The sequence below is a fragment of the Kordiimonas gwangyangensis DSM 19435 = JCM 12864 genome (genome assembly GCF_000375545.1).
Taxonomy (GTDB): Bacteria; Pseudomonadota; Alphaproteobacteria; order Sphingomonadales; family Kordiimonadaceae; genus Kordiimonas; species Kordiimonas gwangyangensis.
Map to the genome: position 1 here is coordinate 118,025 of NZ_AQXF01000001.1, position 22,582 is coordinate 140,606.

Below are 22,582 nucleotides of genomic sequence, written 5' to 3' on the forward strand. Positions count from 1 at the left end.
TGCCGCTCCCTTCTCTTTTCCTTATTTGCCCTGATGGTATGTGTGCGGGGGGTGTGCGCGGAAGGTGCGAAGCAGGCATAAGGCGGTGACCAGAACGCACCGCGCCCGTGCCTAGCTGCCTACGCGGTCCAGGTTCGCCTGCATCAGCTTGGCAATATGGCGGCTGCCCGCGCTGTCCTGTGCCCGAAGGCCAGCGATGATGCTGGCCATGTCCCCGCGCGCCTTTTCCTGATTGAGGCGGGCGATACCCTCAATGTGCGTGACCTCAAAATGGAAGGCCTGCACCATGGTGAGGTAACGTTCCATCTGCGCTTCACTGAGGCTTGCCATCGACCATGCTTCCTCACCGGGCGCGAGCGGGGTGATGGCCTCGAGATGGTCGGTGGTACGCGCGAGGATGAGGGCAGTCTCTCCCGCGTCCAACACGGGCACAAAACGCCCCCTGACCGTTACGGATACGTAACTATATGTGGCCGCCGTATTGTTGACCCTGAACCAGCGCGGGGAAATATAAGCCCCCGGGCTTTCAAAGCGCAGCAGCGCATCCGCGCCCGCGCGAATAACCGCCGCCAGCGTATTGCGCCCGGCGATATGGCCCGACAGGCCCCGCCCCGCGCCCACAGTGCCGCGCGCATGAATGAAGGGCGCGGTCGTCACATGCATGTCGCCGTCATGCGTGGTGAACACCTGCGCCACGGGGTGCGCGGCGATATAGTCATATAGCGCGCCCTCATCCGCGAATTCATAGTGCGCGGGCACAAAGCCCTGTCTGCCCACATCATCCCACGTACGCGCAAGCGCTGTTGGCTCATTGTCACCACTACCCATATTCAAGCCCTTTCCCTGACCAGTTTGCATGAACATGCCAAGGCCCATGCGGCGGCGGGAGAGGCCAAGCACGCGCCGGGTGGTGATGCCGGTGCACCGGGTGTGGTTTTTTTTTGCGCTTGACGATTTTAGACCACTGGTCTAATTTACAAAAAACGGCCCGAGAAAACGACAGCGACCCTATGGCAAATAAAGCCAATCCCACAGAGAGAGCAGAAGCCGCCCGCAGGCGGCTTCTGGCGCTGTCGGCGGAGAAGGCAGCCAAACTATTGGACCCCGCCACCGAAGAATTCAGCACCCATGGTTACACCGGCGCGTCCCTCAACCGCATTCTGGCGAGCGCGGGCATGAGCAAGGGACAGGCCTACTATTATGTGACCGGCAAGGCGGACCTTTACCTCGCCGCCTGCGAACGCGCGTTCGCCCCGATTGCCGAGGTTGCGGGCCCTGTGCCGGGCACCCTGCCTGACGCCGCCACCTTCTGGCTTGAAGTGATGGGCCTGATTGAAAAAATGTCAGTGCTTGGACAGGAGACCGGCCCCATATCGGACCTTGGCCGCACCGTGTACGAGAGCCCGGAAAGTGAGGCGGCGCTTGCCCCCCTCATCAAGCGGGTTGAGGCCTACCTGACCGACTGGATCAAACTTGGCCAGCGTTCAGGTGCCGTGCGTACTGACCTGCCGGACGAGCTGTTGCAAACATCCCTTCTGGGACTTCTGAGTGTAATGGACCGCTGGTTCAGCAAAAACTGCGAGGACTATTCGCGGCCGCAGCTTGAAGCCATGAACCGCGCCGCCTTCCAGATGCTGCGCGCCGCCGCCAGCCCGCCGGACGTGAGCAATGCTTGAACAGGTAGACGACAACATCTGGATTGCCGAGGGCACCTGCGTGGACTTCCATGGCCTGCCCTATCCCACCCGCAGCGTGGTGGTGCGCCTGTCAGGCGGGAGGCTTTGGATATGGTCACCCATCGCGCTGACAACCGAGCTTCAGGCCGCGGTTGAGGCGCTGGGCACCGTGGGCTGGCTCATCAGCCCCAATAAAATCCACCACCTGTTTCTTGGTGACTGGAAAGCCGCTTACCCCGGCGCGGAGATTTGGGGCCCACGCTCCACGGCGGAAAAACGAACTGACCTGCCGTTCACCGGCACGCTGGATGATGGCATGCCGGAAGCATGGCACGGCACGTTTGAGATGGCGCACATGCAAGGCTCACTCGTCATGGACGAGTTGGTGTTCTTCCACCAGCCCAGCCGCACCACCATCCTTGCCGACCTGTCGGAAAACTTCAGTGACGACTTCCTGCGCAAGAACTGGAAACCATGGCAGCGCTGGCTGGCGCGCGTTGCGGGCGTGGTGGAAGGCAAGGCCAAAACCCCACTCGACTGGCGCATGAGCTTCTGGCAGCGCAGCAAAGCCCGCCGCGCGCGGGACGTGATTTTAAGCTGGCAGACAGAGCGCGTGATCATGGCGCACGGCACCTGGCAGCGTGAAGGCGGCCAGGCGTTCCTGAGGCGCGTACTGTCGTGGCTCGACTAAGCCGAAGCCGCCGCTTCATCCGTGATGATCGCATGTGCGCGCACAGGGAAGGTGCCCATGCCCTTCACCTTGGGCGGTGCGGCGAAGAAGCTGAACCCCTCAAGCGGTAGTGCATCAAGCCCGGTCATATGTTCCACAATCGGGATACCGGCACCGAGTAGCGTGGTATGCACCGGGCGTGTGCCACCTGACGTATCGTCGATATTCAGGCTTTCGATGCCCACCAGCGCCGCGCCTTGGTCACGCAGGTATTTGGCCGCCGCTTCGGTGAGGAACGGGTGGCCCTCATAATATTGGTCCGTGCGCCAGTGGCGGGACCAGCCGGTTTCAACCAGCACCGCGCGGCCTTTCACATCGGTCGCGGCAAAGCTCATCCAGTCGATCGCGCGGCCTTCCATGCCGGAAAGACGCACCACCACGCCCGGCAGGCCGGAGACCCGGTGCACGCCAACGGCGGCAAGGTCGTCACCGTCCTTGAAGCGGTGAAACGGGGTGTCGATATAGGTGCCGGTGTTGCTGACCATATCAATACGGCCGAAGTGAAACTCCGTCCCCTCCTCATAAAGCCCGGCAGACTGCGCGTGGCTCATATGGTCGCAAATGTGCGGCGCGGGAATGCCTTTGTAGGTGACCATACCGTCTTCAATAGTATGGCTGAGGTCAATATGGCGCGGGCGGGCTTTCGTTTGTGTGCCCACGGCCTCGCCGCGTTTGTGCGCTTCCTCAATGATGCGTTTGTTGAGGATACGCACCTCCCTCACCATCAACAGGCGCAGGTCCGCAATGATATAGGCGGCAAGCGCGTCGTCACTGATGTCGTCACCATCAATATCAAGGCGGAAACCTTGCCCCTGAATGCCGCCGCCGTTTGAAAAATCCACCTCAAAGTCGAAACAAACCCGCTTGTCTGTCATGCCCTGTCTCCATGGCTTTTGTGTTGTTTTTGGTTTTGCTAGTGCGCGCATAATGTCGCTTTTTCTTGAACTGGTTCCCGCACCCAACGGCAGACGAACACCACACCCGCTTGCCGGGCGGCGAGGTATCGAAAAAATACATCTGGCAGCCGGGGCAGCGGCGAAGGCGCGCCCGCGCCTCAGGCTGCAGGCGCAAAATGGCGTCCGCCGCGACACCGGACAGCAGCGCGTCGACCGGTTTTTCCGCGGTGTGCGTCATGCCATCATCAGTAAACTGGGGCCGGAACGGTGTTTGCCTTGCAGCCGCGTTGATAATCTCGGCATCACCCTTCTCAGGGCCGCGGCCTTCCATCGCCGCCCCAAGGGAGCGCCATATGGCCTCCCTCAGCGTACGCGCGCCTTCAAGCGCGGCGACACTTGGTGCGCCGCCGATCTCATAGCCCGCGAGGCTCGCCCAAGTGGCCAGGTCCGCTGGCTCGCCCAGCAAATCAACACACGGACCCTGGCGGTACGCCACGGTGTCAACGAAGTTTAGGGCAAGGGTGCCGCCTTTGAATTCAAACGTTCTCATACGGCACTAGTTATACTAGTGCCGTTTATAACACAAGTGCGTTATAAAGTCGGAAAATGTGATCAAATGAAAGGTTGGTAGCAATTTGTTAACGTTCACTATTGAACAATTGGCGCGCTCGGGCCAAAAACCCGGCGGCGGAAGTTGGGGCTCCGCAACATCTAACCTTGCCGGAGGCAGGATTTTTATGGTTTCAGGTGCAGCGAAACGGCTTATCGCCGCTGCTCTACTTGCCTGCGCGACTCATAGTGCGCACGGCGACGATGCCCCCATTCGCCTATATACCCACGGTGATACCTACCCCGCGCAGTGGAGCGAAAAGGGCGGCATTTCAGGCATTGCCATCGATGTTGCCACCTGCGCGTTCGGGAATCTCGGGCAGGATGTCGTGTTTGAACTGGCGCCACTTTCCCGCGCGACAGAGCTGATGAGCACGCAGGACCACGCGGTGTGGTACCCAAGCATCCTCGCCGGTGACGAAGAACGCATGGCACGCCTTGTGGGCCCGGTCTCGCAAGTGGAACTGATGTGGTATTTCCCCAAGACTGCGAAATACAAACCGTCTGACGAAGGTTTCCGTGAGCACGCCAAAGTCACGGCCTATACCGGCTCCCGCACCGAGGTGATGCTCAAGAACGAAGGCTACAGCCTTGTGCCGGGCAGCGCGGACCATATGCGCCTTGTGCACCTGCTGATATCCGGTACCGTTGATGCCGTGCTGGCGGTCGACTTCCGCTGGAAGCTGCCGACGGCCACCAACAGGCTGGTGGCCAAACACATGGACCTCGCGCTCTACAAGTCTTTCCCGGTCGCCTATCAGGTGTCGCGCCCGCTGGCGGAGCGTGAGCCCGATTTTATCGAACGTTTTCAGGATGCGGTTGATACCTGCAAGGTAACCGCCAACGCCGAAGGCGCGGAAGACCGGACACCGGCACACTGACCGATCGGCGACAGCGCCACAGAATAGCAGAAAGCCCGACACCATATGGTGCCGGGCTTTCCTTTCGCCGGATACTGGCGGGATTATCAGGCGAAATAGTTGAACCCGATGAGGTTCCAAGCTTGGTAGAACGTCAGGATCCAGACTGCGGCAAGCGCCACAATGGTGTGGCGAACGCGCGCCCACACCCCTTCGAAGAGGCCATCACGCCAGACAAGGAAGGTGGTGTACAGGTGGTAAAGCGTCGCAAGTACTGCGATGATCGGGAAGACAAACGCGAACTTGAGTGTGCCGGGGATCGAGTAGAAGAGCGGCTGCATTCCGCCAGCCAGCGTTATCCCGATAAAGACAAAGAACAGGATGTTCGCCGCCGATACCAGAAGGGTTGCGCGGTAAGCGTTTTTGGCCTGCCCTTCAAGCCCGCGGTAGCGCGACCACTGAAGCGCGAGGCGGATAAACACAAAGACAAACACCGTCAGGCACACGCCGAGCACGAGGCTGATATAGCCCTTGGTCTCATAGAATTTGGCCGGGTAGAACTTCATCACACCGATGCCGTCCATCACGTAGCCGGTAATCTCGCCCTTGTCGTTTTCCGTGAAGATGATCTGGTCATTGTCATCCACCTGACGGAAGACATTCTTGTCCACCTCCACATAGCGGGTCTCACCAATCAACAAGGTGTTATCAGGCATGACAGCCACATCGGTGCTGCCAAGGCCGCGCAGAATGCTTTCCACCTTGGTATAGCTGCTGCGCGAGGTCACATAGCTGCCAGCATATTTCTGGCCGCGTGTCTGGAAGTCGGCTGGTGGTTCTACATAGGGCAGCTCTTGCGGGAAAAACTCGTCATAGAAGTTTTCCACAAATGCCTGATGCACAGGGCCCGCACCGGGGCCTGAGAAGCTTGAGAACAGCATGAAGTCATTCGGGATCGAAAGCCCGAAGTGCGAAATGAAAATGGTGGTGCCGCCGTCGTGGCCGAAGTTCTCGAACGCCGGGCCGCCAAAATCACGCTTGATGAAACCAAGGCCCATGCCGCGCGCACGCGGGTCGTGGGCGAAACCTTCGGTCAGCATCTGCTGGAGGGTCTCTTCTTTCAGAATACGGGCACCGTTATATTCGCCACCATTCAGCAGTGCGCGGGCGAAGTTGGCCATATCTGCCGCAGACACGGCGGACGCACCGGCCGGGCCGAAGTTGGCGATGATCTCATACGGCGTTTCCTTGTATTTGCCGGCGCCGTAGGTGTAGGCCTTCGCCATATAGGGCTCCAGATCCGCTGGCAGCGGCTCCACAAAGGTGGAATGGGTCATGCCAAGCGGGCCAAAAATGTGTTTTTGCACATAGTCGTTGAAATTCTCGCCCGACACGTTGGCCACGATCAGGCCTGCAAGGGCGGTTGCCCAGTTGGAATAGGCCACACGCGTTCCCGGCGCGACCACCCGTGTTGGCTGGTATTTCTCCAGCGCTTCTGCGAGCGGCATGATCACATCGGGGTCGTTGTTGATGAGGTAGCCGAGGGCGCCATCCTCAAAACCCGCCGTGTGGGTCATGATATGGCGCAGCGTGACCGGCTGGCCGGGGAAGGTATCCTTCACCTTGAACTGGGTGACATATTCATTCACGTCCGTGTCGATATCCAGTTTGCCTTGTTCGGCAAGCTGCATGACGGAAATCCAGGTAAACAGTTTCGAGATGGAACCCGGGCGGAACATGCTGGTTGCCGCGTCCACCGGAATGCGCTTTTCAACGTCGATGTAGCCATAGCCCTTCTGGAAGATGACCTTGCCGTCTTTCATCACGGCCACAACGCCGGACGGGCTGTGTTCTTTCTGCATGAGCGGCTTTACAACGCCGTCCACAAAGGCTTCCACTTGGGCTGCATCTGTAACGTCTGGCGTGTCGGCGCCCGCAGTGCCCACGCCTATCATGGTGGCAAGGCCAAGCGTTGCCGCCCACCTGCCGAATGTATTCTGTCCCCACTTGAACATTATTATTCTCCCTCCTTCAATTGCCCGCTTTGGGCAAGTGTCCCCTCACCCACGTTCCGGTGGGTAAATTCCAGTATAGCGCCCTCGCCGGCGACCGTCCGGTCCAGAAGCGGCGCCCCTTCGCCCTTCAGGTAACGGTCAAAAAACGCCAGCACATAGTCGTTCATCACGTCGTTCATGGCGCGCGCATCCACCGGGCCGAACATGCCAAGGTGCTGCGCCACCGGCATCAGGAATGCGAAGTCGCTATAGTTCATGTGTTTGGCGTCTGCGACGGTCAGACTGTATATCGGCCCCACTGCCTGCCGGTAGACAAATTCATTGACCTTGAACTTGGTCGCCTTGCCGCTGTGTGGTGGCTCAAGGAACAGGTTACCGTCCGAGTTCATCAGCATGAACGGGCTTTTTAGGGCGAACTTCATGTCATGTTCGCCAAATTGCATGCCGTCCATATTGATGCCCGCCTTGCAGCGTGCGTCTTCAAGGCACAGCATGCCCGCCGCCGCCCCGCCATAGGACATACCAAACACACCAAGGTTGGCCACGTCCATGCTTGCGTACAGCGGGTCAAACGCACCAATGGTTTCCGCCTGCAGGCGGTCGAGCACAAAATCAGTATCATCCAGCCAGAGCTTGAGGCCTGTGGCGAAGCTTTCCTGCGCCTTCATGAAGGTCTGAAGCTCTTGGAGGTGCGCGGCATAGTCTGGCGCAGTCACGAGGCGCACGAGGATGGCTTCCAGCTCTGCCGTCTTCTCCGGCGTCAGTTCGTCGAACTGGAAACCAACCGGATTGAAGGAGGCTGACTTGCCGGCATTGAGGCGTACCCAAGCGTTCTGGTGTGGGTGCTCAATGGAGAACACCACATAGCCGTGGCTTGCCAGATGTTCCATCAGCAGCACGTTTTGCGCCCCGATGGAGCCAAAGCCGTGGTTGAACACCAGCACAGGGAACCGGCCGCGGCCAGCCGTCAAGGGTGCGACGGGCGCATTACCATAGCTATGGCCCTTCATGTCGGCGAGATAGTCGAAAAACTCAAGCGGCAGGCCAAGGTTGTCCCCCATCAGGTGGCCGCCCTGGTCCACATCCGGCACAAAGGGAAGCGGGGTTGCGTCAGCCCCCACCGTCGCCGGGTACCACACCTGCACCGGCAGCTCCCGCGCGGTACCGGTGACGATGTCGAGCCGTTCGTCGTCCGTCAGCACGGTGCGGGTATAACCAACGCCGTATTGGCCCGAAGGCGCTGGTGGTTCAAACACCGGGAAGCTGAGCGGCAAGATCACCGCGACAGCTGCCAGCAGCGACGTGAGCACGATATAGCCGCCAAAGAGTGTCTTGCGGCGCCAATTGTTAGGCTTCGGGTATTCCATGCGGAAGAAGGTGACAAACGGCAGGATGAGCGCCAGGAGTGCACCGGGCACCAGCGGCCCGCGCGGTGTGCCGAAAGTTGAGACAGCCACAAAACCCGCGAATGCGAGGCCGGACGCAATAAACGCCGCCTGACCAAACTGCTTTTTCGGCAGGAAGCTGAGCACAAGCGCGATGAGCAGGATACCGTAGACGATGAATTCAAATGGTCCCGTCATGCCACACTCCCTCAGCCCGCCGTGTTGCGCTGGATAAATTCAATAACCGGCGCAGCAATTGGTGTATCCGCGTCCAGCACGGGTGCGCTTTCACCCTTCAGGTAACGGTCGAAGAAGGCGAGCACATAGGTGTCCACCACACCGCCAACGGCCGTGGGCGACACGCTACCAAAGAACGCCTCACCCTTGCCCGCAGGCATCAGGTGCGCGAGGTCACAGAAGTTCATGTGTTTGGCGTCGCCGACCGTCAGGCTGTAGACCGGGCCTTCAGCCTCGTGGAAAACAAAATCATTGGCTTCAAAGTTCACCGGTACGCCGCGGCCGGTTTCACCCGTGTAATAATTCTGGTCCGAGTTCAGCATCATGAACGGCACCTTGATGGGGAACTTCATGTCATGTTCGCCGAACTGCACACCGACCATATTGATGCCTGCCTTGCAGCGGCTGTCATGCAAGCACACCATGCCCGCCGTGGCCCCACCGTACGACATACCGAACACACCAAGGTTGCCCATGTCCATGGCAGCATAAAGCGACGCAAAAGCGGGGATGCTTTTGGCTTCAAGCTGGTCGATGACAAAGTCGGTATCATCAATCCAGAGGCTGATGCCTTTCACATAACTTTGCTGACCAAGGATGAATTCGCGCGCGAGGCTCAGGTAGCTCTCGTAATCCTCGGCCTTGTGCATGCCAATGAGCGCTTCCTCAAGCGCTTTGCCCTTCTCCGGGGTCATGTCCGGGTCACGGAAGGCGGCAGGACTGAAGGTGGCGGAAGCGCCGCCGCCGAGGTTCACCCACGCGGCCTGGAAGGGGTGGTCGATCGCGAAAATGATGTAGCCATGGCTCGCCAGATGTTCCATCAGTTGCGCGTTCTCGGCACTGAAGAGGCCGAAGGCGTGACTGTAAACCAGCACCGGGAAGCGCTTGTCAGCGATGACAGGCGCGCCCGCAAAACTGTGGCCCTTGATGGCTTCCACATAGTCAAAACTGTCAAGCGGGAGGCCGAGGTTCATGGCCATCATCTGCGCGGCTTGCGCGGGCTCCGGCACCAGTGGCAGCGGCTCGGCACCCGCGGGCACTGTGGCCGGGTACCATGCTTGCACCGCAAGCGCGCGGTGGTCCGACGTATCCTCGGTTGAGGGTTCGCCCCGGCTTTCGTCCACCAGTACCGCGCGGCTGTAGCCTACGCCGTAAGGCCCGGTGGGTGCCGGCGGTGCAAAGGGCGCGTCAGACGCGCCCACTGCAGCTGTTAGCGAGAGGGCGACAGCAAGACCGCCAAACCAGTTTTTGATTGTCAGTCCTGTCATGTCGCCCCCGGCAATTTTTATGCGACCCAGATGTCGCCCAGCACCCGCTTGAAGTTCTCACCCAGCACAAGGCGAACATGATCCGCCGAGTAACCGCGTGCGAGCATGCGGTCGGTGAGGTCAAAGATGCGTTTCGGATGATCGAAGCCGTCAGCGTCGATCTTGCCGCGGAAGCCATAGCTGGATTTATACCCCGCCTTGAGCGCGCTGTAGGCGGGCTCGGGGATATCATCATAGCCGTTCATGTCCATGTCGGACCCGACGCCCACATGCTCGATGCCCACAAGCTTGGCGACATAGTCGATATGGTCAATCAGGTTCTCAATGGTGGTGGGTTCCTTGGCGGAGAGGAAGTTCCTGACACCAGTGATACCCATCACGCTACCCGCCTTGCCCATGGCCTTGATCGCCTCATCGGACTTGCAGCGCACATGACCTTCAGCCAGCGCCCGCACGTTCGAGTGGGTTATCAGAACCGGCTTGGTGGAAAGCTCAAATGCGTCGAGCGTTGTCTTGTCACCGCAGTGGGACACATCCACAGCCATGCCCAGCTCGTTCATGCGCGCCACAACCGCCGCGCCGAAGTCGCTGATGCCGCCGTCCACCCGGTCGGTGGAGCCGGAGCCAATGAGGTTCTGGCTGTTGTAGGTAAGCTGGCTGATACGCTGGCCCATATAGTAGAACTGATTCACATCATCTACGCTACGGAAATGGTCCGAGTTCTGGATGCCAAGGATATAACCGATGCGCTCACCCTTCTTGAGGGTCTTCAGGTCCTCGATGCTATCGATACGCTGAAGATGCTCCGGATACTCTGCCGCATAGGCATTCATCCGCGCGATGAAAGGGGCGGCATCCTCCGCCCCGAGGCCCACCGCAGGGTGGAATACATCCACCCCTGAGGCCAGCAGCAGATCCAGCTCTTCCCGACTGACGGCAAGACCGTCAGAGATTTTCGGGTTCGGGCTGAACGCCGCTGTCATCATGTGTTTGAACGGCGACAGGATCGACAGCATGTCGAACACCTGCACGGAGTTCACCACATCCAGAACCTTGGTGCTGTAGGCCGTGTCAGCCGCGAACACCTTGAAGGAACCGAAGTTCACCATGGGCATGGCAACTGCCGCTGCACCCGCACCTGCCACACCGCGAAGGAAAGACCGGCGATTAAACTTTGACTGTGTCATTGTCTTGCGTCCTTTCTTTTGCGCTTAGAAGTGCTGGAAGCCAAGGATGTTCCAGTACCAGTAGAACACCACCATGAAGAGCCCGGCGAGCGCCACGAGCGTATAGTGAACGCGCCGCCCCTTGCGCCAGTAGCCTTCGCGCCATGCCTGCACCGCGTGATAGAGCACACCGATAGTCAGGAGGCTTGCGATGATCGGCAGCACGAGGTTGAGGTCGAAGACGAACGGAATGTCCTGGAACAGCTCCATCTTGTAGACCGCCATGATCAGGCCAAGGAAGATGAAGAACAGCAGGTTCGCGCCCGCCATGCCCATCGAGAGACGGATGGCCATGCGCTCCGGCGCGTCCATGGTCTTGTATTCCTTGCGGCGGTAACACCAGCCGAGGAATACGGTGATAAAGAGGATGAAGGACACAAGCGGCAGCAGCATCTTGAAGAGGCCGCTTTCAAAGGCCGGGGCCCGGCTTGCGTTCATGAAGGGCAGGCCGTCGATGTAGAGATCGACAATCTCACCATTCTCATTCTCGCCAAAGGCGATCATGTGCGGGCCGTCCACCTGACGGAACAGGTTTTCACCCACTTCCACATATTGTTTCGGACCACCAAAGCCCGCGAAGATGAGCGTACCCTCGCCCGACGGCGCAACCTCAAGCCCGCTGCCCATTAGGCCCATGGCTTTCTCGATCGTGGTCTGGTTATGACGCCAGAATTTGTAGGTACCGGCATATTTGGCCGCGCGTTCGTCAAAGTCGGCCGGCGGCGTGATGGCCGGAAGCTCGACCGGGTAATAATGGTCGTAGAAGGTTTCCACGAAAGTATCGCGGCCCTTGGTATCCGACGACGTGGCGTAGGAGATGAAGATGCCAAGGTTTTCTGCCTGGTCCAGCACCAGATTGGTATGGAACTGGAAGGTGTCGCCGCCATGGCCGATCAAGCGGTGACCGTTGACATATTCCTCATAAAAACCATGCGCCATGCCGCCAAGGCGATCATCACCCTGGAACAACACTGAATGCATCTGCGCCGTGGTTTCCGGCGACAGGATGCTGTTGCCGTCAAGCGAACCGCTGTTCAGGTGCGCGAGCATGAATTTCGCCATATCGGTAGCTGAAGACGCCATGGCGCCCGCCGGGCCAAAACCGGTGATCAGCTCATAGGGCTGTGCCACCTGTTTGCCAGCCTCGTTGAGGTAGCCCATGGTCTGGCCAGAAGCGAGGTTTTCCGGCAGCGGCTCACGGAAGGTGGAGTGCACCATGCCGAGCGGTTCATAGATGTTTTTCTCGACATATTCGTTGAACGGCATGCCGGAGACATTGGCAACAATCAGCCCCGCAAGCGCGGTGGCATAGTTCGAATAGGACGAATATTTGCCCGGCGGGTTGATACGCGCCGGCACATAGGTTGCCATCGCGTCCCGGAGCTGGGTGATGTTGTTGAGGTCATAATTGATGAGGTAACCAAGCGCGCCTTCCTCAAACCCCGCAGTATGGGTGAGGACATGGCGCATGGTGATCGGCTCGTCATAGGTGTCCGGAATCTGGAACGTCTTGAGGTAGGTGTTTACGTCGGCATCAAGGTCGATGTTGCCGCGCTCGACCTGCTGCATGACCGATGTCCAGGTAAAGAGCTTGGAGGTGGAGCCGATACGGAAAAGCGATGTTTCAGGGTCGACCGGGACATCCTTGTCGATATCCTGATAGCCGTAGCCACGGGCAAAAATCAGCTCGCCGTCCTTGACGATAGACACGGTCACGCCAGAGATATCGAGCGTCTTGCGGTGGCTTTCCACCATGCCGTCGATAAAGGCGTCAAGACCTTCATAACCACCGGGCGCGGCGTCCGGCATTGTGGCCGCAACGTCCGCCTGAACCGCAGCATCGGGCTGGGCCGTATCGTCTTGTGCATGGGCGGCGAAGCCCACACCCATCATCAGCACTGCCATCAGCGCCATCAGTTTCCGTATCATTTTCCTCACTCCCACGTTTTATGAGGCGGTCATCGCCTCGCTGTCTTTCAGTTTTGTTTTATTATCCCCACAGCGCCCGGTTCGGAACTTCCACGATCCCGCCGGTGCCGTAAAACAGGCCATCCTCAACATCGTGCGCCAGCAGAAGCGGGCCGTCGATATCAACAAAATGGCAGAACTGGCCGATAACATAAGCAGGCGCCATCGAAAGCGATGAGCCGGTCATGTTACCCACCATCAGGGCTTTTTTGTCGCGAAGCGCAAGGTTCGCGAGCATGAGGCCAGCCGTCAGGCCGCCGCATTTATCAAGCTTGATGTTGATCACATCATAGCGTTTTGCCGCCGCTTCATATTCGCTGGCGTCAAGGCAACTTTCATCGGCACCCAGCCACACAGGCGACCGGTAGCCGTCCAGCTCCTCATCCGTGCCGCGCTTGAGCGGCTGTTCGATCATGGCGATGCCAAGCTTTTCGCACGCCGGGGCATATTCCTTGAGTTCCTCAATGGTCCAGCCCTGGTTCACGTCGATCACGAGCGTTGCATCAGGCCGCGCAGCGCGAATTGCCTCCAGCTTGCCAACCGGATTGTCGTTATCCAGCTTGATCTTGAGGTTCGGGTATTTCGAATAGCTGGCGGCCGTGGCTGCCATTTTCTCAGCGGAGCCAATGCCAACCGTGCATACGGTCTTGAGCGTTTTGGGCGTCATGTTCAGGCGTTCCCAAACACTCACGCCGGAGCGTTTGGCCTGCAGGTCCCAGAAGGCGCAATCAAGCGCGTTCCGCGCACCGCCCGGTGGCAGCAGGCGCTGGATGGTGTCGAAATCCACCCCGCGCTCCACTTCCGGCTTCACCTCAACCAGCTGGTCGTACATGACGTCCGCTGTGTCGTTCAGGTAATAAACACCAACACCTTCGCCCCGGCCTTTGACACCGTCTGCCTCAAGGGTAACCCTCACTGTATCAGTGTCATTGAAGGTATAGCCCGTGATGACAAACGGTGCCGCGAGCGGGAAACTTACTCTCTCTACAATCATGCGCATGTTCAGGCGCTCCGTGCACTAGGGTTGCGCGAAGCCATGACAGCGGAAATTTGGGCGATGATGCTGTCTGTGCCACCTTGGAGGGGGTCAACACAAGGAAGGCCAATCCGGGAGGATAGTTCAGCCAAATAGGCTTCGCGCTCGTCCGCCTTGAGGCGAGACGTGTTCACACTCACACCAACGCAGGTGATATCCGGGTTTACCAGTTCACCGATCGCGATGGTGCGCTCAATTACTTGTTCAATGCTCGGCAGGGGGAAGTCCTCCCAACCGGAAATATGGGTGCGTCCCGCTTCGTGGCAGACCACAAAAACATCAGGCTGCGAACCGATGAGAAGACCCATGGTCACCGACGAATAGCCCGGGTGGAAAATACCGCCCTGCCCTTCGATCACATCCCAGTGGTCATCCGTATTATCGGGCGACAGCAGCTCGGCGGCACCTGAAAGGAAGTCAGACACCACGCTATCGATCGGCAGGCCGCTGCCCGCGATCATGATACCGGTCTGACCAGAGGCACGGAAATCAGCGTTCCAGCCAAGGCGCTTCATGTCTTTTTCCATCTGGAGCGCGGTATATTTTTTGCCAACCGCACAGTCAGTGCCCACCATCAGCACACGCTTGCCGGTGCGTTTGCGGCCCGTGCCAACCGGCAGGCGCTTCGGTGGTACGCGAACGTCAATGAGTTTCGCGCCGGACTTGGCGGCAGCCGCGGTGAGACGGTCAATATCGCTGAGGCGCGTATGCACGCCAGCCACAATATCAAGGCCCAGAAGCACAGCTTCCTCAAGCACGTCAATCCATTCGTCAGGGATGCTGCCACCCACTGTTGCGGTGCCGATCACAAGCGACTGGATGCCTGCGGCTTTCGCTTCCGCGACCGACATTTGCGGCAAGCCGAGGTCGAGGTCACCACCAGCGAGATTGAGCTGACCTTTACAAAGCTCCTTCCGCCACTCCACGAGCCCTGCGCCGGTTTTCGCGTAGGTCAACCTTGTCTCGCTACCGAGGAAAATGAGGTATGGCGCCCTTAACTCGATCGTTTTCATAATCATCAGTCCTTATGTTCAGCGCTTGTCTGCGTGGTAGCCAGGACCACGAAGCACTTGGCCGGGGGTTGCACCCGTATGTGAACCAGCGTCGAGCACAAGTCGGCCGTTCACGAGTACATAATCAATACCAGTGGGTTTTGCGGTGGGGTTGTCCCAGTCCGCCACGTCCTTGATCTCATCGAGGTCAAAGACGGTAATGTCGGCCTTCAGTCCTTCCCGGATCAGGCCGCGGTCCATCAACCCCATGCGGGCTGCGGACCAAGAAGTCATTTTACGGATAGCGTCAGGCAGGCTCAGCACCGCGTCGTCACGCACATATTTGGCAATAATGCGCGGGAACGTACCGTAGGACCGCGGGTGCGGCAGGCCAAGGGCGTCAAAATCGCCTTCCTTGAGCGCACTTGCCGCGTCACTGCCGATGCTGACCCAAGGGGTTTGCATGGCAAGGCGCACGTCATCCTCGCTCATCATGAAATAGAGCGCGAACGGGCGTTCCGGGTATGCGGCAAGCATGATATCCCAGGCCACATCAGCCGGGTCACGGCCAAGGGCTTTGCCAATGGCCTCAAAATTCTGGCCATGGAATTTGGCATAGTCCGCGAGGTGCGAGTTCGCCAGCACCACATTCTTCCAGCCGCCCGAGGCATAGACCATATTGGTCCAGCTGTCTGTGGGGCCAGCTGCAAGCTCGGCCTTCAGTTTTGTACGGGTCTCTGGATCACGAAGGCGCTCCAGCGCTTTTTCAACACCGTCAGCGTACACCCAGTTCGGGGCAGAGATTTCAAGGCCGGTGCCACCTGCCACATAGGGGTAGATGTCCGCGGCCACATTCACGCCGCGGGCGCGGGCAGCGTCCACAAGGGCGATGGCAGAAGCCATATCCTTGCCCCAGTTCGGGTAATAGGCCGCTTTCATGTGGAAGATTTCCACACCTGCGCCGCCTTCTTCACCGATACGGATAGCTTCCGTCACCGCGTCCAGAAACTCAGCGCTTTCCCCGCGGATATGGCTGGCATAAAGCCCACCCTTTGACCCTGCCACTTTGGCAAGTTCAATCAGTTCATCGGTGCGGTGATAGGCTGACGGCGGGTAGATAAGCGCCGTTGTGATGCCCATGGCGCCACCATCCATCGCGATACTCACCAGCTTTTTCATTTCTTCAAGCTGGGCAGGCGTGACAGGAACATCCTCTTCGCCCACGACGGCCATGCGGGCCTGTGTCGCGCTATAATAGGTGCCGAAATTGACCGAGATGCCCTGCGTCTCAAGCTGGTTGAAATAGCCCGCGATCTCAGCGGCTTCCACAGGCGTGCCGCCTTCGCCGCCAATGAGCGTGGTGACACCCATATTGATCTTGTTGGGCGCAAGGCCAACCTTGAGGAGCGCTTCGCCAGACTGGTCCATCATGTCGATCCAGCCGGGGCTGACGTACCGGTCCGTCGCGTCAATCTCACGCGTGCCTTTGCCGGGCACCTCACCCACCTTGACGATATAGCCATCCTTGATGGCCACATCAGCGGGCACCCATGGATTACCGGCACCATCCAGCACACGACCGTGGCGGATCACCACATCATAGGCTGCATCATCGGCCTGCGCAGTGATGGACGCGAGGGCAATAAGGCTGGCAGCTGCAAAACGTTTTATCATGGTGTTACCTCCGCGCGGTAGGCACGCCATACACCGTAAGTCAGGAGCGGCAGCACAAGCACCGCGATGAACACAAGGGTCAGCATGCCGTAGCCGCTGGCGATCAGTTCAATCATGCCGAACCAGGTGCCGGCGATGATGGCGATGGCGAGAATGCCGACCGCAACAAGTGGGCGCATGAACTGCGGCATCTCGCGGCCTACTTCCTCAAAGTTGGCTTGCAGCCGTTCGTTCACGGCATGGAGAAGCGCGGTACCGGTTTCCACAAAGGTGCCGAACACCACAATCTGGAACAGAAGGCCAAGGGCCGGAATTTCAAGCGCACTCATCAGCATGGCGGCAGGCACAGGGGCCGCGCCGATCTCGGGGTAAAGCGCCATCATGGCGATGAAAAACAGGACAGCCGGGATAACCGCAATGGCGCCTGCGAACAGGCCAGAACCAACGGCTTCACGACGGGATGCCTGGCCGCGCACTGCGAACAGCACGGCGGGTAGCACCGCAAGGTTATAGCCGGAATAGAGCACTCCACCCTTAAGCCAGCCTTCGCCCACAGCGGTACCTTCATAAACGCCGGAGATGGCATCGCCAAAGTGCATGAACGCAAGGACAAAAAGCGCGGCATAAGTGACGTAGAGAAGGAAGGACCATAAGGCGAGCACCTTCTTGATAGCCTCCGAGCCATAGAAAGTGAGCACAGCGATCAGTCCCATCAGCCCCAAGGTGCCGACAATGGACGGCAGCCCGAAGCTCGCAGCCGTCAGTTCGCCCGCAGCGGACCCAATGACCGAGAGGATGAGGAGGAGAAGGATAATGAAAGCGACTTCAAAAATCACCCATCCCCTCCCCAGCAGCTCCCGGCAAAAGTGCCGGTAATCATAGGCACCGGTCACGCGCGCGAACTCAAAACCTGCGGCAAGTACAAGGCCAAACACAAGGCCCGCCACCAGAAGGCCGAACACTCCACCGAGGGGGCCTGAGGTGAAGAAAAACTCCACCAGCTCACGCCCCGTGGCGTAACCGCCGCCAATCACAACGGATTGGAACACAAAACCCGGCAGCAGATATTTACGGAAGAAATCCATGCTCTGTCTCAAGCCCCGCCGCCGTTATTTCTTCACCGGGTTGCGCACGGGCTTGCCCGGCAGTACGTCGGTTTGCATCTCGCCGTCGTCCACGAGCACAGTGCCGTTCACGATGACATAATCAAAACCGACGGAGGGTTGAGCAGGCATGGCGTAGGTTGCCTTGTCCGCGACGGTCGCGAGGTCAAAGACCACGATGTCGGCGTCAGCACCCTTCTGAATGCGGCCCTTCTGTTTCATGGAAGGCACAGCATCCTCAAGGATTTTGGCCGGGCCGTAGGAAAGTTTGTAGATGGCCTCAAGCACACTGACTTCCTGCCGCTCGCGCACATAAGTGCCGAGGAAGCGGGAGAAGGTGCCGGCCGAGCGCGGGTGGCTCCAGGCATTTTCTGGCACCGGCCAGGTGTGCTGTTCGACCATTTTGCCGTCCACCAGCCAGTTACCGCCATCAGACGCGATCACGCCGCCCGGGAACAGGACCGACATATCCAGATACTCACGGTCCTTGGGGTCATCGAGCTCAAGGAAGTGGATCACAGTTTGCGTTTCCGGCTTCTCGGTCTGGTAATATTTCAGCTCTTCTTCTGTCAGGCGCTTGCCGCCCACGTCGAAGTTCGAGGCGTCCACACCGCCCACACGTTCGCGCCAGCGGTCACCGCGGAACATGGCCGCGCCGATACCGGTGGAACCCGCGCCATAGGGGTAGGCTTCGGTCGTGACCTTCAGGCCCTGCGCTTGCGCGGTTTTGATCATCGGGGCAATCAGCTCGATATCCCGCAGGCTCATGGAATTGAGGTGCACAATATGGGTATGTGCGCCGGTACCTGCCGCAGCTGTTACCACCTCGGCCATGCCCTCGAACGAGCTCTTGGGCTCCAGCATGGAAAGGTAACGCGCGTGGGTGAAGGTGGGCACACCGCGCTCAGCGGCCAGTTTATTGACGGCGAAAAATTCCTTGTGGCCCGTGCCCGGCGCATAGCCGATCAGGATGCCAACGCCAAGACCGCCTTCATCAAGGCCCTTGTTCACATAAGCGAGGATTTCCTCTAGCTGCTCGGGTGTTGCCACCTCTTCCTGCCAGTTGGTTTTGGCAAAAGCCTCGAAGAACCACTCAACATCGTCCTTCGGTTTGAGGTCGAGGAACGTGGCGATACGCGCATTGGCCCAATTGACCGAAGCGCCGTAGTTGATCGGGCGGCCTTCCTTGGCCGAACGCTCGTAATAATCTGCAATCGGCAGCATGCCGGCTTCAAGCTCAAGCCCTGTGGTCACGCCGTCGAGCGCCTGAATGCGGGCGGAGAGAATGTCCTGCCCATGCGCGTGCATATCGATAAAGCCGGGGCTGACCACGCGGCCTGTGGCGTCAATCACGCGGGCGCCGTCAAGCGCACCTTCGGACACTGCCATGATCTTGCCGTCAGAGATGCCCACATTGCGCACATCATCAAGGCCGGTTTCCGGGTCAACCACGCGGCCACCCTTGATCACGAGCTCATAGCTTTCCGCCATAACAGCGTTCATGGTGCCCAGTGTGATGACACAGGCGGCGGCAATACGGCCCAATTGGCGTGTGAATTTGTGCATGATCGTCCTCCCCGACGGTTCCCGCATGACAGCAGGTTTTTGCGTTAGTGTGAAGGGCCGTAGCCCTTCACCGTTCTGCTCAGAAAAGGCCGGGGTGCCGTTACTCATACAGGGCACCCCGGCAGTCGCACTGAGCAGAGTTTAAAAGTCTACCTTGATGTTCGCGCCGACTGTGCGCGGACGCTCAAAGATGCCGTTGCTGTCGCTGGAGCCGCCACCAAGGATGGTGTCCGACCGCGTTTGCAGCGCACGCTTGTTGAACAGGTTGGTGGCGTAAAGCCCAAGCGTTACGTTGCCGTTGGTGAACGACAGGTTGGCATCCACGAGGGTGCGGGCTTCCACTTCAACCGGATAGGTGGAGGTGGATGCGCCGTAGCTCGACATGAACTTGCCGGTGTAGCGCACGCCAAAGCCTGCATTACCGCTCCAGCTGTCTGTCACGTCGAACATATAGTCAGCGAGGATTGAGCCCTTCCATTTCGGCAGGTCAGGGATCTGTTCGCCTTCAACACCACCGAAGCCCGGCTCGTCCGAGTTCAGCTTCGAACGGGAGTAAGCCACGTTTGCCGTCAGCGACAGGCCAGTGGTCGGACGCAGGAGGAACGAACCCTCGAAACCATGCGCCTTGAGGCCGTCGGACGCGTTGCCGCCCGTGTTCACACCCGAGAAGGACGTGAAGGACTGGAAGTTGGACCAGTCAATGCGCCACACAGCAACGTCGTAACCAAATACGCCGTCTTCGGTGGAGCCTTTAACACCTACTTCGTAACTCCAGGCGTTATCCGGGTCGATCATCGGCGGAGCGAGGTTGTCACCCGTTGCCGGATCGAGGATCGGCAGGTTCGCCGAAGCCGGACGGTAACCGCTTGCTACACGAGTGTAGAGCGAGAGATTGTCCGTCGGACGGTAGCGCGCGGAGAAGAGATACGTATCAACCGTATCCTTGATGGGGTCGCTGGTGAAGTCTGCGGTACCAAGCAAAAGGCCTGTCGACACATAGGAAAGTGTCGTCTTGCTTTTGCTCAGGCGCATGCCCGCGGTCACATCGAACTTCTCGTTGAAATAATAGGTCACGTCGCCGAAGCCCGCGAATTCCTTATAGTCAGACGGGAAGGAGATGGTCAGCAGGTCGAACGCCGGTGTGGCGATCACATCCTGGTTGTTCTGCGAGGTTTCGTCGGAATAGTAGAGACCGGCGATCCACTCGAAGTTACCCATGCGTTCAGACGTCAGGCGCACTTCCTGTACGAACTTCTTGGAGCCTGCGAGCAGGTCAAGAAGCACGCTGGTGGTGGTGCCTGGCGCGCGACCATCGAAGAAGTCAATCGCTGGGCCATAAGCTGCCGTCAGGTCGCTGACGCCACCAAACTTGTATTCCACGTGGCTTGACGTTGCGGTCAAGGTAACGCTGTCGAAGTCATAGTTGATGCTGCCGGACATGATCTCATAGTCGAGATAGTTTTCACCCGGCGCGCTGATGGTGGTGTAACCGTCGATCAGCGACTCGTCAGACGTATAGGTCGCAAGCTGGACACCGCTGTCGATACCATAATCGGTTTCCTGCTTCATGTATTTGAGGCGGATGCTGAGCGCTTCCGTCGGCGTGAACAGGAGGTCAGCTGCGTAGCCAAGGTTCTCGGAACCGTCCACATCCTCTTCAACGAGATTGCCGGTCGCCGGGTCCATCTGGTCCACATAGCCGCCTGCATCCTGCCAGAAGCCGGATACGGTGATGCCAAGCTTGTCCTTGATCAGCGGAACGCTGACGCGGCCATTGTAAACCTGGCTGATTTCGCCGTCCTTGGTGGTGGCGATATCGGCACCTGCGGTCACGCGCAGCTCCTGAAGCGCCGGATCGCGCGAGATATAGCGCATCATGCCGCCCACAGACGTGGCACCATAAAGCGTACCCTGCGGGCCCTTGATCACCTCAACGCGTTCCACGTCCATCAGCATGGCGTCAAACATGACCGTGCTGCCACCGGCAAAGGTGGTGTTGGTGGAGATGGGCGTATCGTCAAGATAGACACCAAACACCGGAATGGCCGAAGACTGCGGTACACCGCGGGCAGAGATATTACCAAAGCCCTTGGTACCGATGTCCGTGAAGGTCACGCCCGGTGTATAGTTCAGAATTTCACCAACCTGCTTGAGACCCTTGGCGGTAAAGTCACCCGGATCAATGGCGGTAACCGCCGCAGGTACGTCCTGCAGGCTTTGCTCACGGCGGCCTGCGGTTACGATGATCTCTTCCAGCACCATTTCACCATCGGTATCAGCAGACTGGGCGAACGCCCCGGTCGAACCGACACTTGCGGTAACAGCGGCCAAAGAGACGGCACTCAGTATTGAAGACTTCCGGAAAATGCTTCTAGGCATTCTCACCTCCCTGTAATTCCCACAATGCGCTCCCCGCGCCGGACTTTTATCCTGTTCTTACTGATTCGATCCTATAACTGCCTTAATGTGCATTACAAGCATTTTTTGGCTGCCTTAATTTATATTAGACCTGAATTAAGCTGTGATTAACGAGATTGTTGCGTTGAAATCACAGTTTAAACAGTCTAAATGTGAAGAAAGGCTGCATAAGACAGCCTTGCCGCGAGGCATGAGGGACAACGGTTCAAGGGCGAAGAATGACAATAGAAGACCTGCAAAACAGCGACGCGCGCAAAGCGGCAGAGCTGATCATGGATGCGATCGTGACGCAGAAACTGGCGCCAAGCCAGAAGGTGTCCGAGAATATCTTCAGTGATATGTTCGGCATCAGCCGCACAATCTCGAGAAACCTGATCGAACGTCTGATCGCGAAGCAGTTCCTTGTGTCTGTCTCGCCGCGGGTGACGATTGTGGCGCCGCTCACGCTTCTCGACATCAAACAGAACTTCACACTGCGGAAGGTGCTGTTGCCTGCGATCTTTTCGCTCACCGCCGCGAACGTGGACTTCGCGCGCCTGCGTGAACTTAATAAAGAGATTGAGGCGATGCAGCCGATTCTCGACGACGACACGGCCCTCGCCCTTCTGAAGAAGAACAAGGACCTGAACCTGCTGCTATGTGAAAACGCGGGCTACCCACTGATGATGGATTGGGCACGCCAGCTCGAGGATACCGCCATGCGCATTTACTGGCTGTACCTCAAAACCCAGAAGCGCTTCCCCTATTCACCGGACCAGCAGGGCATGACCATCGACGTAATGAAAACGGACGAACCGCACCGAATCAAAACCGTCATTCACGACATCCTGTCACAAACCGAGGAACGCATCCTCAACACCATTTTCTCGAACGAGCAATTCTACACCCAGGACCTGAAGGTCTGACCCTTATCGTAAGGGCTG

Annotated in this window: 18 protein-coding genes; 4 read left to right on the top strand and 14 right to left on the bottom strand. The window is 58.7% G+C overall.

Annotated features, from left to right (window positions below; all coding sequences use genetic code 11):
* Positions 1 to 111: 111 nt before the first annotated feature.
* Positions 112 to 828 carry an FMN-binding negative transcriptional regulator gene (locus B150_RS0100495; protein ID WP_162139632.1) on the bottom strand — a complete coding sequence of 239 codons (717 nt, stop codon included), beginning with the start codon at positions 826 to 828 and terminating at the stop codon, positions 112 to 114.
* A gap of 182 nt (positions 829 to 1,010) precedes the next feature.
* Here B150_RS0100495 and B150_RS0100500 point away from each other — a divergent pair, with 182 nt between their 5' ends.
* On the top strand, positions 1,011 to 1,676 hold the full coding sequence (locus B150_RS0100500; RefSeq protein WP_020397909.1) for a TetR/AcrR family transcriptional regulator: 666 nt from the start codon (positions 1,011 to 1,013) through the stop codon (positions 1,674 to 1,676).
* On the top strand, positions 1,669 to 2,367 hold the full coding sequence (locus B150_RS0100505; protein WP_020397910.1) for a DUF4336 domain-containing protein: 699 nt from the start codon (positions 1,669 to 1,671) through the stop codon (positions 2,365 to 2,367). Before B150_RS0100500 ends, B150_RS0100505 begins: the two co-directional genes overlap by 8 nt.
* Here B150_RS0100505 and B150_RS0100510 read toward each other — a convergent pair.
* Positions 2,364 to 3,281 (bottom strand): cyclase family protein, encoded by a 918-nt coding sequence (locus B150_RS0100510; RefSeq protein WP_020397911.1) that lies wholly within the window; start codon positions 3,279 to 3,281, stop codon positions 2,364 to 2,366. The two genes, B150_RS0100505 and B150_RS0100510, sit on opposite strands and share 4 nt — an antisense overlap.
* Positions 3,250 to 3,852 carry a CGNR zinc finger domain-containing protein gene (locus B150_RS21985; RefSeq protein ID WP_020397912.1) on the bottom strand — a complete coding sequence of 201 codons (603 nt, stop codon included), beginning with the start codon at positions 3,850 to 3,852 and terminating at the stop codon, positions 3,250 to 3,252. The genes B150_RS0100510 and B150_RS21985 overlap by 32 nt, the downstream gene beginning before the upstream one ends.
* A gap of 187 nt (positions 3,853 to 4,039) precedes the next feature.
* Between B150_RS21985 and B150_RS0100520 the strand changes: the two genes are divergently transcribed.
* A complete protein-coding gene (locus tag B150_RS0100520; protein ID WP_020397913.1) occupies positions 4,040 to 4,792 on the top strand; it encodes a hypothetical protein in 753 nt (250 codons plus the stop codon).
* Positions 4,793 to 4,878: 86 nt separating this feature from the next.
* On the opposite strand, the gene B150_RS0100525 is transcribed toward B150_RS0100520, so the two are convergent.
* The 11 genes from B150_RS0100525 to B150_RS0100575 form a co-directional block, all read right to left on the bottom strand.
* Positions 4,879 to 6,786, bottom strand: coding sequence for a serine hydrolase domain-containing protein (locus B150_RS0100525; RefSeq protein ID WP_020397914.1), 1,908 nt, complete (start codon positions 6,784 to 6,786; stop codon positions 4,879 to 4,881).
* A 2-nt stretch (positions 6,787 to 6,788) separates the two neighbouring features.
* On the bottom strand, positions 6,789 to 8,369 hold the full coding sequence (locus tag B150_RS0100530) for an alpha/beta hydrolase family protein (protein WP_020397915.1): 1,581 nt from the start codon (positions 8,367 to 8,369) through the stop codon (positions 6,789 to 6,791).
* Between the two features lie 11 nt (positions 8,370 to 8,380).
* Positions 8,381 to 9,676 carry an alpha/beta hydrolase family protein gene (locus tag B150_RS0100535; protein ID WP_020397916.1) on the bottom strand — a complete coding sequence of 432 codons (1,296 nt, stop codon included), beginning with the start codon at positions 9,674 to 9,676 and terminating at the stop codon, positions 8,381 to 8,383.
* A gap of 17 nt (positions 9,677 to 9,693) precedes the next feature.
* Positions 9,694 to 10,863: a dipeptidase gene (locus B150_RS0100540; protein WP_020397917.1), complete on the bottom strand. Its 1,170-nt coding sequence runs from the start codon at positions 10,861 to 10,863 to the stop codon at positions 9,694 to 9,696.
* Between the two features lie 24 nt (positions 10,864 to 10,887).
* Entirely contained in the window at positions 10,888 to 12,831 is a 1,944-nt protein-coding gene (locus B150_RS0100545; protein ID WP_155859890.1) for a serine hydrolase domain-containing protein, read from the bottom strand.
* A gap of 61 nt (positions 12,832 to 12,892) precedes the next feature.
* On the bottom strand, positions 12,893 to 13,870 hold the full coding sequence (locus B150_RS0100550) for a dipeptide epimerase (RefSeq protein ID WP_020397919.1): 978 nt from the start codon (positions 13,868 to 13,870) through the stop codon (positions 12,893 to 12,895).
* Positions 13,871 to 13,872: 2 nt separating this feature from the next.
* Complete coding sequence (locus B150_RS0100555; RefSeq protein ID WP_020397920.1) at positions 13,873 to 14,919, bottom strand: N-acetyltransferase DgcN family protein; 1,047 nt, start codon at positions 14,917 to 14,919, stop codon at positions 13,873 to 13,875.
* 18 nt (positions 14,920 to 14,937) lie between these two features.
* Positions 14,938 to 16,572, bottom strand: coding sequence for an N-acyl-D-amino-acid deacylase family protein (locus tag B150_RS0100560; protein ID WP_020397921.1), 1,635 nt, complete (start codon positions 16,570 to 16,572; stop codon positions 14,938 to 14,940).
* Positions 16,569 to 17,657, bottom strand: a complete 1,089-nt coding sequence (locus tag B150_RS0100565) for a YkvI family membrane protein (protein WP_020397922.1) — start codon at positions 17,655 to 17,657, stop codon at positions 16,569 to 16,571. The genes B150_RS0100560 and B150_RS0100565 overlap by 4 nt, the downstream gene beginning before the upstream one ends.
* A 24-nt stretch (positions 17,658 to 17,681) precedes the next feature.
* Positions 17,682 to 19,241 (bottom strand): amidohydrolase family protein, encoded by a 1,560-nt coding sequence (locus B150_RS0100570; RefSeq protein WP_020397923.1) that lies wholly within the window; start codon positions 19,239 to 19,241, stop codon positions 17,682 to 17,684.
* Positions 19,242 to 19,382: 141 nt separating this feature from the next.
* Positions 19,383 to 21,620, bottom strand: coding sequence for a TonB-dependent receptor (locus B150_RS0100575; protein WP_081611245.1), 2,238 nt, complete (start codon positions 21,618 to 21,620; stop codon positions 19,383 to 19,385).
* Positions 21,621 to 21,877: 257 nt separating this feature from the next.
* On the opposite strand from B150_RS0100575, the gene B150_RS0100580 reads away from it, so the two are divergent.
* On the top strand, positions 21,878 to 22,564 hold the full coding sequence (locus tag B150_RS0100580) for a GntR family transcriptional regulator (protein ID WP_020397925.1): 687 nt from the start codon (positions 21,878 to 21,880) through the stop codon (positions 22,562 to 22,564).
* Positions 22,565 to 22,582: the final 18 nt, after the last annotated feature.